12 protein-coding genes are annotated in these 12,884 nt (G+C 66.8%); 4 read left to right on the forward strand and 8 right to left on the reverse strand.

The annotated features are described in order from the left end of the window. The first annotated feature begins 8 nt into the window (after nucleotides 1–8). The 4 genes from BW981_RS03130 to BW981_RS03145 all read left to right on the forward strand — a co-directional run bounded on the left by BW981_RS03130 (nucleotide 9) and on the right by BW981_RS03145 (nucleotide 4,562). Nucleotides 9–953: an ABC transporter permease gene (locus BW981_RS03130; RefSeq protein WP_076436094.1), complete on the forward strand. Its 945-nt coding sequence runs from the start codon at nucleotides 9–11 to the stop codon at nucleotides 951–953. Continuing rightward, nucleotides 953–1,834, forward strand: a complete 882-nt coding sequence (locus tag BW981_RS03135) for an ABC transporter permease (protein ID WP_083712109.1) — start codon at nucleotides 953–955, stop codon at nucleotides 1,832–1,834. Before BW981_RS03130 ends, BW981_RS03135 begins: the two co-directional genes overlap by 1 nt. A gap of 18 nt (nucleotides 1,835–1,852) precedes the next feature. Then, nucleotides 1,853–3,652, forward strand: a complete 1,800-nt coding sequence (locus BW981_RS03140) for a gamma-glutamyltransferase family protein (RefSeq protein WP_076436096.1) — start codon at nucleotides 1,853–1,855, stop codon at nucleotides 3,650–3,652. A gap of 184 nt (nucleotides 3,653–3,836) precedes the next feature. After that, a complete protein-coding gene (locus BW981_RS03145; RefSeq protein ID WP_076436098.1) occupies nucleotides 3,837–4,562 on the forward strand; it encodes a DUF1028 domain-containing protein in 726 nt (241 codons plus the stop codon). Between the two features lie 87 nt (nucleotides 4,563–4,649). Here BW981_RS03145 and BW981_RS03150 read toward each other — a convergent pair whose 3' ends face one another. The 8 genes from BW981_RS03150 to BW981_RS03185 all read right to left on the reverse strand — a co-directional run bounded on the left by BW981_RS03150 (nucleotide 4,650) and on the right by BW981_RS03185 (nucleotide 12,744). Next, on the reverse strand, nucleotides 4,650–5,771 hold the full coding sequence (locus BW981_RS03150; protein ID WP_076436101.1) for an alanine racemase: 1,122 nt from the start codon (nucleotides 5,769–5,771) through the stop codon (nucleotides 4,650–4,652). Further along, entirely contained in the window at nucleotides 5,768–6,226 is a 459-nt protein-coding gene (locus tag BW981_RS03155) for a RidA family protein (protein ID WP_076436104.1), read from the reverse strand. The genes BW981_RS03150 and BW981_RS03155 overlap by 4 nt, the downstream gene beginning before the upstream one ends. A 45-nt stretch (nucleotides 6,227–6,271) precedes the next feature. Further along, nucleotides 6,272–6,751, reverse strand: coding sequence for a GNAT family N-acetyltransferase (locus tag BW981_RS03160; protein ID WP_076436106.1), 480 nt, complete (start codon nucleotides 6,749–6,751; stop codon nucleotides 6,272–6,274). 141 nt (nucleotides 6,752–6,892) lie between these two features. After that, nucleotides 6,893–8,056, reverse strand: a complete 1,164-nt coding sequence (locus tag BW981_RS03165) for an amidohydrolase/deacetylase family metallohydrolase (protein ID WP_076436108.1) — start codon at nucleotides 8,054–8,056, stop codon at nucleotides 6,893–6,895. A 41-nt stretch (nucleotides 8,057–8,097) separates the two neighbouring features. Next, nucleotides 8,098–9,033 carry an N-carbamoyl-D-amino-acid hydrolase gene (locus BW981_RS03170; RefSeq protein WP_076436785.1) on the reverse strand — a complete coding sequence of 312 codons (936 nt, stop codon included), beginning with the start codon at nucleotides 9,031–9,033 and terminating at the stop codon, nucleotides 8,098–8,100. 136 nt (nucleotides 9,034–9,169) lie between these two features. Further along, the gene (locus BW981_RS03175; protein ID WP_076436109.1) at nucleotides 9,170–10,078 is read right to left on the reverse strand and encodes an ABC transporter permease; all 909 of its coding nucleotides are present in this window, start codon (nucleotides 10,076–10,078) and stop codon (nucleotides 9,170–9,172) included. Nucleotides 10,079–10,080: 2 nt separating this feature from the next. Further along, nucleotides 10,081–11,022 carry an ABC transporter permease gene (locus BW981_RS03180; RefSeq protein WP_076436111.1) on the reverse strand — a complete coding sequence of 314 codons (942 nt, stop codon included), beginning with the start codon at nucleotides 11,020–11,022 and terminating at the stop codon, nucleotides 10,081–10,083. 126 nt (nucleotides 11,023–11,148) lie between these two features. After that, complete coding sequence (locus BW981_RS03185) at nucleotides 11,149–12,744, reverse strand: ABC transporter substrate-binding protein (protein ID WP_076436113.1); 1,596 nt, start codon at nucleotides 12,742–12,744, stop codon at nucleotides 11,149–11,151. Between the last annotated feature and the right edge of the window lie 140 nt (nucleotides 12,745–12,884).

Raw genomic sequence — 12,884 nt, forward strand, 5'->3', positions numbered from 1 at the left:
AGCGCCTCATGACCACCCTCATCCTGCGCCGCATCCTGATCGCGATTCCGACGCTGTTCCTGGTGTCGCTGATGGTGTTCGCGCTCCAGAGGGCGCTGCCAGGCGACCCCTTTCTCGTCATCGCGGGCGAGGAACGCGATCCGGAGGTGATCGCAAGGCTGCGCGAGATCTACCGGATGGACGATCCGGTGGTGGTGCAGTTCTTCGCCTGGCTCGGCCAGGTGCTGCAGGGCGATTTCGGCCGCTCGCTGCGCACCGGCGAGCCGGTGCTGCATCTCATCCTGCAGAAGCTGCCGGTGACGCTTCAGCTCGCCACGGCGTCGATCCTGGTCGCCGTCGCGATCGGCATTCCCGTCGGCATTCTTGCGGCGCGCTACAAGGGCTCAGCGGTCGATTATTCGGCGAGCGCGCTGGCCCTTTCCGGGCTTTCCATCCCGAATTTCTGGTTCGGGATCATGCTCATCCTGCTCGTCTCGGTGCATCTCAAATGGCTGCCCGCGTCCGGCTATGAATCGATCTTCGTCGATCCCTGGGAGGCGATCAAAAGGCTGATCCTGCCGGCCTTCGTGCTCGGCAACGGGCTCGCCGCCTTTCTGATGCGCCATACCCGCTCGGCGATGCTGGAGGTGCTGCGCTCCGACTATGTCCGCACCGCCCGCGCCAAGGGGCTGGACGAGGACACGGTCGTCCACCGCCATGCGCTGCGCAACGCGCTGGTGCCGATCATCACGCTCACGACCCTGCTCTTCGGCGAATTGCTGGCGGGCGCGGTCTTGACCGAGCAGGTCTTCACCATCCCCGGCTTCGGCAAGCTCATCGTCGATGCCGTGTTCAACCGGGACTACGGCGTCGTGCAGGGCGTGGTGCTGTGCACCGCGATCGGCTTCATCGTGATGAACCTGATCGCCGACATCCTCTACATCGTCGTCAATCCGCGGCTGAGGACCGGCTGATGGCCTCGCCCGACTCGATCTCGTCTGCCGGTGCCGCCGGCGGTCTCAGCACCCGCCCCGGCGTGCTCAAGCGGCTGCTCAAAAACAGATCGGCGCTGATCGGCGGCAGCCTCGTCCTGATCTTCGTGCTGATGGCGCTGCTGGCGCCCATCCTGCCGCTGGCGGACCCGTTCAAGTCGAACTTCCTTGCCATACGCAAACCGCCTTCCGAGCTCTACTGGTTCGGCACCGACGAACTCGGGCGCGATCAGGTCACGCGGCTGTTCTTCGGCGCGCGGGCGTCGCTGCTCGCCGGCATCGTCTCCGTGCTGATCGCGCTCGCCATCGGCATTCCCTTCGGCCTGCTCGCCGGGTGGTACGGCGGCTGGATCGACATCGTGATCTCGCGCTTCACCGAGGCGATGCTGGCCTGCCCCTTCCTGATCCTTGCCATCGCCTTCGCCGCCGTGCTCGGCCCCTCGCTGACCAATGCGATGATCGCGATCGGGCTTTCAGCCGTGCCGATCTTCATCCGCCTCGTGCGCGGGCAGGTGATGAGCGTGAAGGCCGAGGATTTCGTCGAGGGCGCGCGGGCGGTCGGCGCGGGCGATCTCAGGCTGATGTTCCGCCATGTGCTGCCCAACACCCTGTCCCCCATCGTGGTGCAGTCGACATTGTTCATGGCGCAGGCGATCATTCTGGAAGCCGCTCTCTCGTTCCTCGGCCTCGGCCAGCAGCCGCCGGCGCCCTCATGGGGCCAGATGCTGAACGTCGCCAAGAACTTCATGGAGCAGGCGCCGTGGATGTCGGTGGCGCCGGGCGTCTGCATCTTCCTTTGCGTCCTCGGCTTCAACCTGCTCGGCGACGGCCTGCGCGACGCGCTCGATCCAAAAGAAAACTAGGCATCCAGGGATACGCCCATGTTCACCACCCGCCCCGAGATTCTCGGCACCTTCGGCGTCGTGACCTCCACGCACTGGCTCGCCACGGCCTCCGGCATGGCGATGCTGGAAAAGGGCGGGAACGCCTTCGACGCCTGCGCGGCAGCCGCCTTCGTCCTGCAGGTCGTGGAGCCGCATCTGGTCGGCCCTGCCGGGGACATGCCGGCCGTGTTCTATTCAGCCGAAACAGAAAAGGTTGAGGTGCTGTGCGCGCAGGGCCCCGCCCCGCAGGCCGCGACGATCCAGGCGTATAAGGACCTCGGCCTCGACCTCATTCCAGGCTCCGGCCTGCTGGCGACTGTCGTTCCGGGCGCCTTCGGCGGCTGGATGACGCTGCTGCGCGACCATGGGCGCCTGACGCTGCGCGAGGTGCTGGAGCCGGCGATCGGCTATTTCGAGAACGGCCACCCGATGCTGCCGCGCGTCTCGGATTCGATCCGCGAACTCACCGACCTCTTCACCGGCGAATGGCCGACCTCCGGCGCCGTCTACCTGCCCGGCGGCAACGTGCCGGAGGCGCGCCAGCTCTTCGCCAACAAGGCGGCCGCCGCCACCTATCGCCGCATCCTCGACGAGGCGGAAGCCGCCGGCTCCGACAGGCAGGAGCAGATCCAGGCCGCCTACGACGCCTGGTACAAGGGCTTCGTCGCCGAGGCGATGGACCGCTTCTGCCGCACGCAGGAGGTGATGGATTCGTCGGGTCGGCGCCACAAGGGCCTGCTCACCGCCGACGACATGGCGCGCTGGCAGCCAACCTATGAGACGCCGGCCTCGGTGCGCTATCATGACTGGGAGGTCCACAAGATCGGTCCCTGGGGCCAGGGTCCCGTCTTCCTGCAGACGCTGAAGATCCTCGAGGGCATCGATCTTGCGAGCATGGGGCCGGCCAGCCCCGAATTCGTCCACCACGTCACCGAGGCGATGAAGCTCGCCTTCGCCGATCGCGAGGCCTATTATGGCGACCCGGATTTCGTCGACGTGCCGCTGGCGGCGCTGCTCTCGGACGACTACGCCGCAGGGCGCCGCAGCCTGATCGGCGAGCAGGCCTCATTGGAACTGCGGCCTGGAGCCCTTCCCGGCTACGAGGCGCAGGTCGCTCAGGCGCTGAAGGCGCTCGGTGCCATCGCCCAGCCGACACAGGGCAACGCCTCGGTCGGGGAGCCGACGATGGCCTCGATGGTTGCGGCCGGGCGCAAGGGCGACACGGTCCATATCGACGTCATCGACAAATGGGGCAACATGATCGCGGCGACGCCCTCGGGGGGCTGGCTGCAATCCTCGCCGGTCATTCCCGAGCTCGGCTTCCCGCTCAACTCCCGCGCCCAGATGTTCTGGCTGGAAGAGGGGCTCCCCTCCTCGCTCGCACCGGGCAAGCGGCCGCGCACCACGCTCACGCCGACCCTCGCCTTCGAGAACGGCAAGCCGCGGCTGGCCTTCGGCACGCCGGGCGGAGACCAGCAGGAGCAGTGGCAGCTCGGGCTCTTCCTGCGCCGCGTCCATCACGGGCTGAACCTGCAGGAGGCGATCGACCTGCCGCTGTTCCACACGCAGCATTTCCCCTCCTCCTTCTACCCCCGCACGTCGCGGCCGGGCCATCTCATGGTCGAGGAAAGCATTGGCGCGGCAGCCCTTGCGGAGCTGGAGCGGCGTGGCCACCACGTCGAGAAGGCACCGGCCTGGACGGTTGGCCGTCTGACGGCTGCCGAGCGCGGCGATGACGGCCTCTTGCGCGCCGCGGCGACGCCGCGTCTGATGCAGGCTTACGCAGCAGGGCGGTAAGCCTTCCAGGATATCGCCCAAGCCCCGACGTCATCCCGGGCGGAGCAAAGCGAAGACCCGGGATCCATGCCTGAACCTCTTCCGGATACTCCGGCATGGATCCCGGATCGGCGTGGCCTATGGCCGCTTGTCCGGGATGACGGAGGAGGTTCGCACCGATCGAGATCAGCAGGGAGCCATCCGAATGACATGGTCCATCGTCGCGCGTGACGCCGCCACCAGCGCCTTCGGAGTCGCCGTCTCGACCTGCGCCTTCGCGGTGGGCGCGCGGGTGCCCTTCGGCGGCGGGCGGATCGGCGCGATCGCGACGCAGGCCTTCGTCAATCCGCTCTACGGGATCGATGGCCTCAGGCTCTTGCAGGAAGGTCGCTCGGCGCTGGAGATCGTGGCGACGCTGACGGCGGCCGACGAGGGCCGCGCGCACCGCCAGCTTCACGTCATCGACCGCGACGGCAAGATCGCAGCTCACACCGGCTCCGCCTGCATCGACTGGTGCGGCGCGGTGGATGGGCCGCAGGTCTCCGTGGCCGGCAACATGCTCGCCGGTCCCGAAGTGGTGCAGGAGACGCTGAAGGCCTATGTCGCGGCCTCGGGCCTCGACTTCGACGAGCGGCTTCTCGTGGCGCTCGAAGCGGGCGAGAAGGCCGGCGGCGACAAGCGGGGCCGGCAGTCGGCCGCGATCCGGATATGGAACGGCGAACCGGCGCCCAGCCTTGACATCCGCATCGACGACCATGCCGACCCGCTGAAAGAGTTGCGTCGGCTCTGGCGCGTGGCGCACCAGCGCTCGGTGCCGTTCCAGCAGGCCTCGCCCTCGCGCGCCCGGCCAGCGGGCGTCACGGACCGGAAGGAGCTGGATCGGCTCTGTACGGAATATGCGGCGGCTTGGAACGCGCGCCATCCGGAGTGACAGCGTCATGCTCGGGCTCGACCCGAGCATCTCTGGCTCCCTGGTCCTGAGATGGCCGGGGTCAAGCCCGGCCATCGCGACTTTGAATTACGTCAGCTTGCCTCGCGCCGCGACCGGCAATTCGCCGATCAGCCGGTCGCCCCGCACCGTGACCAGACGGTCGACCATGTTGACGACGACGCAGACATGGTTCGGCACCACGCGCACGATCTCGCCGACCACCGGGCGCTCGTTCGAGGCGGAGAGGTCGAGAAAGCCGTGCTCCTCGGCGAACTGGGCGATGCGGGCGGACGGATACTCCAGGATCAGCCCATGGCCATCGAGATTGCCCTTGTCGGTGGTCAGGGTCTTGGAGCCGGAATCGAGGATTCCGCGATCCGCGCCGGCGCGGCTGACCACGGTGGCGTAGACCGTCAACGCGCAATCCTCGAGGCTCGCGACGCCGGCGGCCATCTGCATGCGGTCGTTGAAGATCGAGGTGCCCGAACGGTGCTCGGTCGAACCCTTGAGCTTGCCGATATGCGGCAGGTTGGGCGAGCCCCCGGTCGAGACGATGCCAGCCTCCAGCCCCGCATCGCGCAGGCCCGCCTTGGCGGTGTCGAGGAAGATCTGCGTCCGCTCCCAGCCATCCTCCGGCGGGTACATCAGGAACCCCGCGAAGGTCAGCCCTGGCGAGGCTGCGATCATCCTGGCGAGTTCCACCGCCTCGTTCGGCGTCTCGACGCCGGCACGCTTGCGGCCGGTGTCGCATTCGACCACGACCTCGAGGTCGCGCCCGGCGATCTCGGCGGCGCGCGGCAGGCCGGAGATCGTGACGGGGTTGTCGGCGGCGACGATCATCCGGACGCGACGCTGGAGCGCACCGAGGCGGCCGAGCTTCTCCTCGCCGAGGATGTTGTAGCTGATCATGATGTCGTCGATGCCGCCATCGGCCATGACCTCGGCCTCGCCGAGCTTCTGGCAGGTGATGCCGCGCGCGCCGGCCTCGATCTGGAGCCGGGCGAGTTCCGGCGATTTGTGCGTCTTGATATGCGGGCGGTTGGCGAGGCCGGCCGCGTCGCAGGTTGCCTGGAGCCGGGCGATATTGGCCTCGACCTTGTCGAGATCGATGACGACGGCAGGCGTGCCGTAGATCCGGGCGATCTCGGCGGCGAGCGGCGTCGCTGACTTCTGATCGAGCGCCGGAGAGGTGGTGGCGGTGACGCTCATGGGTGCACCTTCACGATGACTTCGATCTCCACCGTCATGTTGTTCGGCAGCGAGCCCATTCCCACGGCCGAGCGGGCATGGCGGCCGCGCTCGCCCAGCACCGCGACGAAGAGGTCCGAGCACCCGTTGATGACCTTGGGCTGGTCGGCGAAATCGGGCGCGCCATTGACCATGCCGAGCAGCTTGACGATCTCGACCTTGTCGAGCGAGCCGACAGCCTTCTTCATCGCCGCCAGCAGGCCGAGGCCGGTCTGCCTGGCGTGCTCGTAGGCCTCCTCGACGGAGACATCCTTGCCGACCTTGCCGGTCGGATAGGTGCCGTCGGCGCGCTTCGGACCCTGTCCCGAGAGATACAGCATGTCGCCCACCTGCTTGAAGCTGACATAGGTCGCGACCGGCGTGGGCACCTCCGGCAGCGTCAGCCCCATTTCCTTCAGCCTGTCCTCGGCGCTCATGGCGTTCTCCCTGCCAATCGGGCGGCACCAACCGCCGCCACTCATTCACATCCGTTCGCGGCGCATATAGCAGGCCGCGGCGTCATAGGTCGCGAGTTTCTCGGCCAGGGCCGCCTCGGCCACCTCGGCGAAGCCATGCCGCCGCCAGAAGCCGGCCGAACCGTTGACCGCGACGAGTGCGACGCTGCGATAGCCCGTCCGCGCAACCTGTTCGACGAGCTTCGAGACGATCGCGCTCGCCGCGCCGGTCCCGCGTGCCGCCGGCAGCAGAGCGAGATCGTGCAGATACCAATTCGTCTCGCCCTCCGGCGGGACGCCGAGCAGGCTGTTCAGAGCAGGAACAGCGCCAGCCGGCCAAGGGTGGCTGATCAGATAGCCGCACAGCAAGCCGCGCTCCCCGGCCAACACATGGCAGCCGCTTGGAGCGAGGCGCAGCCGCTCGGCAAAGACCGCCTGATCCTCCGGATAGGCCGGATGCACGGCGGCAGCGGCTGCCATGACGGCCGGCAGGTCCGCGGCGATCATCGGGCGCCATTTGTTTCCCGCGTCATGCTCGGGCTCGACCCGGGCATCCTCTGCAGATAGAGGCTCACGCGCCTGCTCTTCCCGAGATTCTCGGGCCGAAGCTTCGCCTCGCCCGAGAATGACGGGACGGTCTGCGCCCAATTACGCCGCCACCTTCGGGAACTTGTTCGTCCGCTTCGGGTGCCACCACTTGCCCTTGAGCACGACGCCTTCGGAGACGATCTTCCTGTCCCCGGTCAGGTGCTCACCGACCACGTCGACATAGTCGAACTTGCCTTCCTTGACGGTGAGGATCGTCGCATCGCCGAGCGAGCCGACCTTGAGCGATCCGTATTCGGGCCGCTTCAGCGCCATCGCAGCGTTCACCGTCGAGGCCGCGACGACATTGCCGAGGCTCATGCCCATGCACAGGAACTTCGACATGGTGGTGACCTGGTCGTAGGCCGGGCCCTCGATGCAGAGCTTGTGGACGTCAGAGGAGATCACGTCCGGCTCGAAGCCGTTGGCCAGCATGGCGCGCGTCGTCTTGAAGGAGAACGAGCCCTTGCCGTGGCCGATGTCGAAGATGACGCCACGCTTGCGGGCAGCCACCACTTCCGGCTTCACCGTACCCTGCGCCGTGCAGGGGGCGTTCGGGAACGGACGGAAGGCGTGGGTCAGCACGTCGCCCGGCCGCAGCATCGCGAGAACCTCTTCATAGGACGGAGGCGGATGGTCGATATGGCACATCAGCGGCATTCCGACCTCGTCGGAGACCTGAAGCGCGATGTTGAGCGGCTTGGTGCCCTGGTCGCCCGAGGCGTGGAGGCCGACGCGCACCTTGATACCGACGATATAGTCGCGGTTCTTGTCGGCGACCTCGGCGCAGTCGATCGGGTTCATCATGCGCATGTCGCCGCTCTCGCCAACCATGACGCGGTGGTCGAAGCCGTAGATGCCGGCATGCGAGACATGGAGATAGGCGAGAATCCGCGCCTGGCTCGGCTCGATGACATGCTTGCGGAAGCCCGCCCAGTTGCCCGGCCCGGCCGAGCCGGTGTCGACCGAGGTGGTGACGCCCGACATGCGGCAGAATTCGTCGGCGTCGATGCCAAGCGACGTGCCGCCCCAATAGACATGGGTATGCAGGTCGATCAGGCCCGGCGTGACGATGTAGCCGGAGACATCGCGGACCTCCCTCGCGCCCTTCAGGTCCTTGCCGAAGCCGGAGACCTTGCCGTCGGTGAAGGCGACGTCGAGCACGCCGTCATGCTTCTGCGACGGGTCGATGACGCGCGCGCCTTTGAGGATCAGATCGTGGGTCATTGGTGATTTCCCGCCCTTTGGGTTTTTGAAGCTGAACGGCGTCACGCCGGTGCGACCGCGCCCTTGCGCTCGACAATGAGGCCGTAGGCCTGCGGCTCGCGGTGCCTGGCAAAGTTGAAGGTCGAATTCTTGTAGCTTTTGCCGAGGTCCATGTCGCAGCGGGCAACGACGAGTTCGTCGCCTTCCGTCACGGCCTGGGCGACCACCTCGCCCGTGGGGGCGATGATGCAGGAGCCACCGATCTGATCGACGCCGGCCTCCAGACCCGCCTTGGCGACGCCGACGACCCAGGTCGCATTCTGATAGGCACCGGCCTGCATCACGAGCTGGTTGTGGAAATTGCCGAGCCGGTCATGGTCCGGCGCCGGCGGATTGTGCTTGGGGGTGTTGTAGCCCAGCACGATCAGTTCGACATCCTGCAAGCCCATCGCCCGATAGCTCTCCGGCCAGCGGCGATCGTTGCAGATCATCATGCCGATATTGGCATCCATCATGCGCCAGACCGGCCAGCCGAGATTGCCGGTCTCGAAATAGCGTTTCTCGAGATTCTGGAAGGGCGCATCCGGCCGGTGCTCGGGATGGCCCGGCAGATGGATCTTGCGGTACTTGCCGACGATGGCGCCGCTTTTGTCGACGAGGATCGCGGTGTTGAAGCGGCGCGTCCTGCCTTGCTCCTGGGCGAGCTCGCAGAAGCCCAGATGAAAGCCGATCCCGAGGCGCCGTGCTTCCTCGAACAGCGGCGCGGTCTCGTTCGAGGGCATCGCGCTTTCGAAATAGCCGTCGATCTCGGCCTCACCCTCCATCCACCAATGCGGAAAGAAAGCGGTCAGCGCGGCTTCCGGATAGACGACCAGATCGGCGCCATGGCCCTTCGCCTCCCGCATCAACGCAACCATGCGGGCGACGGCGGAGGCGCGGCTTTCCTCGCGCTGGATGGGGCCGAGCTGGGCTGCGGCGATGGTCAGGATACGACTCAAGTCGAAGGCTCCGCGAAGGGCGATCATGCTCCGGCAGGCTCGGAGCACGCGGCCATTGCGTCAAGCAGCGGCGATGGATGGCGAGGGTTGCTTTGCCGGCAGGACGGCCGCGCCCATCGGCGCGGCCGGTTACCCGTCAAAGCCTCTTTGCGATCCGGGGATCGAGCGAGTCTCGGAGACCGTCGCCGAGGAGGTTCACGGCGAGCACGGTGATGGAGAGGAAGATCGCCGGGAACAGGATGATGTGCGGCCTCACCTGCCAGAGCGCCCTGCCCTCCGCCATGATGTTGCCCCAGGAGGGGATCGAGGGCGGCACGCCCGCGCCGATGAAGGACAGGATCGCCTCGACGATCATGGCGCTGGCGCAGATATAGGTCGCCTGCACGCTCATCGGCGCGAAGGTGTTGGGCAGGATGTGGCGGAAGATGATGCGCGGTACGCGCGCACCGTTTGCCACCGCCGCCTCGACATAAGGCTGCTCGCGCAGCGACAGCACGACGCCGCGCACCAGGCGCGCGACGCGCGGGATCTCGGCCACCGTGATGGCCAGGATGACGTTGCCGATCGAGCCGCGAGTCAGCGCCATCAGGGCGATGGCGAGCAGGATCGGCGGGATCGACATCATGCCGTCGATGATGCGCATGATGATGCCGTCCGACCAGCGCACGAAGCCGGCGACGAGGCCGATCGCAAGCCCCGCCACCGAGGCGAAGATCGCGACGGAAAAGCCGACGATCAGCGAGACGCGCGCCCCGTAGATCACGCGGGAATAGACGTCGCGGCCAAGCATGTCGGTGCCGAACCAGTAGAGCTCGGAGGGAACCCGGGTGCGCCGGGCCGGCGAGATCGCCGTCGGATCGACCGTGCCCAGCAGCGGTGCGACGATGGCGACCAGCGCCATCAGCACGAGCAGGCCGCCGCCGATGGCGACGGAGGGGTGGCGGCGCAGATAGCGCCAGAATCGCGCGCTGCCGCCGAGGGTGGCGGGCTTGGCCGGCTCGGTGGCGGCAGGAAGCGAAGGTGCGGAGGCGGCGGGAGCTGACATGGTCAATACCGGATCCTCGGGTCGACGAGGGTGTAGGTCAGGTCGATCAGCAGGTTCACGAGCACGTAGACCAGGCTGAACATGAGGACGACGCCCTGGATGACGGGGTAGTCACGGCGCAGGATGGCGTCGACGGTGAGGCGGCCGAGGCCGGGAATGGCGAAGACGCTCTCGGTCACCACCGCCCCGCCGATGAGCAGCGCGATGCCGATGCCGATGATGGTGACGATGGGCACCGCCGCGTTCTTGAGGGAATGCAGGAAGAGCACGTCCTTCTGCGCCACACCCTTGGCCTGGGCGGTGCGGACGTAATCCTGCTGCAGCACCTCGAGCATGGTGGCGCGGGTGATGCGCGCAATGAGGGCGATATAGACCAGCCCCAGCGTGATGGCCGGCAGGATCAGGTTCCTGAACCAGGGCCAGAGCCCGTTCGAGATCGGCGTATAGCCCTGCACCGGCAGCCATTCGAGCTTGAGCGCGAAGACCCAGGCGAGCAGGTAGCCGACGACGAAGACCGGCACGGAAAAGCCGAAGACGGCGAAGGCCATCGCGCTCTTGTCGATCCAGCTCCCCGCCTTCCAGGCGGCGATCACGCCCATCGGCACCGCGATCACCACCGCGAAGATCAAGGTCAGGATCATCAACGAAAGCGTCGGCTCGATGCGCTGGCGGATCAACTCGGTCACCGGCAGGTTGGTGAAGATCGAGGTGCCCAGATCCCCCTGCACGACGCGCCAGGTCCACTCGCCGAAGCGCACCAGATAGGGCCGGTCCAAGCCGAGGCTGGCGCGGATGCGCTCGACATCGGCCGGCGAGGCCTGGTCGCCGGCGATGATCGCGGCCGGGTCCCCCGGCGCCACATACAACAGCGAGAACACGAACAGCGCAACGAAGGCCATCACCGGGATGGTTGTGACGATGCGCCTGACGACGAATGCAAGCATGGGCGGGCAGACCTCTCTGAAATTAGCAACCGCGGTCCGTCGTCGCACGGGCCGCGGTCTGTGCAGGATGGTGGAACCGTCGCGGCTCCGCGCCGGGAGCGGGCTTGCCCGCTCCCGGAGAAGGCGTCACGCCTTGGAGACGTCCCAGAAGAAGGGCAGCGGTCCGCTGACCACACCAGAGACGTTTTTGCGCCAGGCCTGGTAGCTCAGATAGAAACCGGTCGGCGCATAGACCACGTTCTCGACGGCCGCCTGGTTAAGCCGGCCGATCGCAGCCTTCTCCTCTGCCAGGTCCTTGGCCTTGAACCAGTTCGTCACCTCGGTCTCGACCGCCGGCACGTTCGGCCAGCCGAACCAGGCCTTGTCGCCATTGGCGCGGATCGCCGTGTAGGAGGCGGGATTCACGCAGTCTGCACCGGCGTGCCAGGTGTGGAACATGCTCCAACCGCCCTGGTCGGGCGGGGTCTTCTGGGCGCGGCGGGCGCCGACGGTGCCCCAGTCGGTCGCCACGAAGTCGACCTTCATCCCTATGCTCTTGAGCAGTTCGGCCGTGACGTCGCCCATCGACTTGGTCGCCGCCATGTCCTGCGCCACGATGCAGACCACCGGCTCGCCCTTGTAGCCCGACTCTGCCAGCAGCTTCTTGGCCTCGGCCACATTGCGCTTCTTCAGCATGTCGCCACCCTGCTCGGTATAGAGCGGGGTGCCGGGCGTGAAGAAGCCGGGCAGCGCCTTCCAGAGCTTGTCGTCGTCGCCGACGACGGCGCGCATGTAATCTTCCTGGTTCAGCGCTGTCAGCACCGCCTGCCGCACCTTCGGATTGTTGAAGGGCGGGAAGAGGTGGTTCATGCGGAAGGCGCCGATATTGCCCAGCGGGTCGCCGATGTCGACGTTGATGTCCTTGTGGTTGCGCAGCGTGGGCACCAGATCCGCGAGCGGGGTCTCCCACCAGTCGACCTCGCCGCTCTGGAGCGCGGCGGCGGCGGTCGCCGCGTCCGGAATGATGACCCATTCGATGCGATCCACGAGGATGTTCTTGCCGCCGGCGAGCCAGTCCGCCTTCTCGCTGCGGGGCTTGTAGTCGGCGAATTTCTCGAAGACCGCCTTGGCGCCCGGGACCCAGTCGCTCTTCAGGAACTTCATCGGGCCGGAGCCGATATATTCCGTGATCTGCGTGAAGGGGTCGGTCTTGGCGATCCGCTCCGGCATGATGAAGGTGCAGGGCGAGTTGTTCTTCGCCAGCGCCAGCAGCATCTTCGGATAGGGCTCCTTGAGCACCCACTTCCAGGTCCGTTCGTCCACGGGCGACAATTCGACCTGGATGGCGCGCAGCATCAGACCCATCGGGTCGCGCGCCGACCAACGCACCAGGCTCGCGACCACGTCCTTGGACGTGACCGGGGAGCCGTCATGGAATTTCAGGCCGGAGCGCAGCTTGAAGGTCCAGGTCAGGCCGTCGGAGGAAACCTCCTCGCTCTCGACCATCTGGCGCTGCGGCTGGAACTTGGAGTCGACGCCGTAGAGCGTATCCCAGACGAGGGCCGCGGCATTGCGGACCACATACTGCGTGCCCCAGATCGGGTCGAAATTGGCAAGGTTGGCCTGAGGCACGAAGCGCAGGGTCTTGCCGGCCGACTGAGCCAGGGCCGGCATCGCCAGCCCGCCGGATGCGGCAGCCAGGCCCGCACCGGTCGCGGATTTGAGAAAAGTCCTGCGATCCATCATTCACTCCCCTGAAGCGGCAGCCTCTAGCCGGGCGGCCTTGGCGCGAGTTTGGGCAGAAAATTACTCGCTGACAACACGCCAAAGCAGCCCGTCAGGCCCGCCTCGGCATCTGCACGGTTCATGCCAAAAGGAAAAAG

The sequence above is a fragment of the Allobosea sp. TND4EK4 genome (assembly GCF_900156025.1).
In the GTDB taxonomy this organism is placed as follows: domain Bacteria; phylum Pseudomonadota; class Alphaproteobacteria; order Rhizobiales; family Beijerinckiaceae; genus Allobosea.

Coding starts and splice junctions, on each gene's coding strand:
- BW981_RS03130 (WP_076436094.1), top strand. CDS start 9: ATGACCACCCTCATCCTGCGCCGCATCCTGATCGCGATTCCGACGCTG.
- BW981_RS03135 (WP_083712109.1), top strand. CDS start 953: ATGGCCTCGCCCGACTCGATCTCGTCTGCCGGTGCCGCCGGCGGTCTC.
- BW981_RS03140 (WP_076436096.1), top strand. CDS start 1,853: ATGTTCACCACCCGCCCCGAGATTCTCGGCACCTTCGGCGTCGTGACC.
- BW981_RS03145 (WP_076436098.1), top strand. CDS start 3,837: ATGACATGGTCCATCGTCGCGCGTGACGCCGCCACCAGCGCCTTCGGA.
- BW981_RS03150 (WP_076436101.1), bottom strand. CDS start 5,771: ATGAGCGTCACCGCCACCACCTCTCCGGCGCTCGATCAGAAGTCAGCG.
- BW981_RS03155 (WP_076436104.1), bottom strand. CDS start 6,226: ATGAGCGCCGAGGACAGGCTGAAGGAAATGGGGCTGACGCTGCCGGAG.
- BW981_RS03160 (WP_076436106.1), bottom strand. CDS start 6,751: ATGATCGCCGCGGACCTGCCGGCCGTCATGGCAGCCGCTGCCGCCGTG.
- BW981_RS03165 (WP_076436108.1), bottom strand. CDS start 8,056: ATGACCCACGATCTGATCCTCAAAGGCGCGCGCGTCATCGACCCGTCG.
- BW981_RS03175 (WP_076436109.1), bottom strand. CDS start 10,078: ATGTCAGCTCCCGCCGCCTCCGCACCTTCGCTTCCTGCCGCCACCGAG.
- BW981_RS03180 (WP_076436111.1), bottom strand. CDS start 11,022: ATGCTTGCATTCGTCGTCAGGCGCATCGTCACAACCATCCCGGTGATG.
- BW981_RS03185 (WP_076436113.1), bottom strand. CDS start 12,744: ATGGATCGCAGGACTTTTCTCAAATCCGCGACCGGTGCGGGCCTGGCT.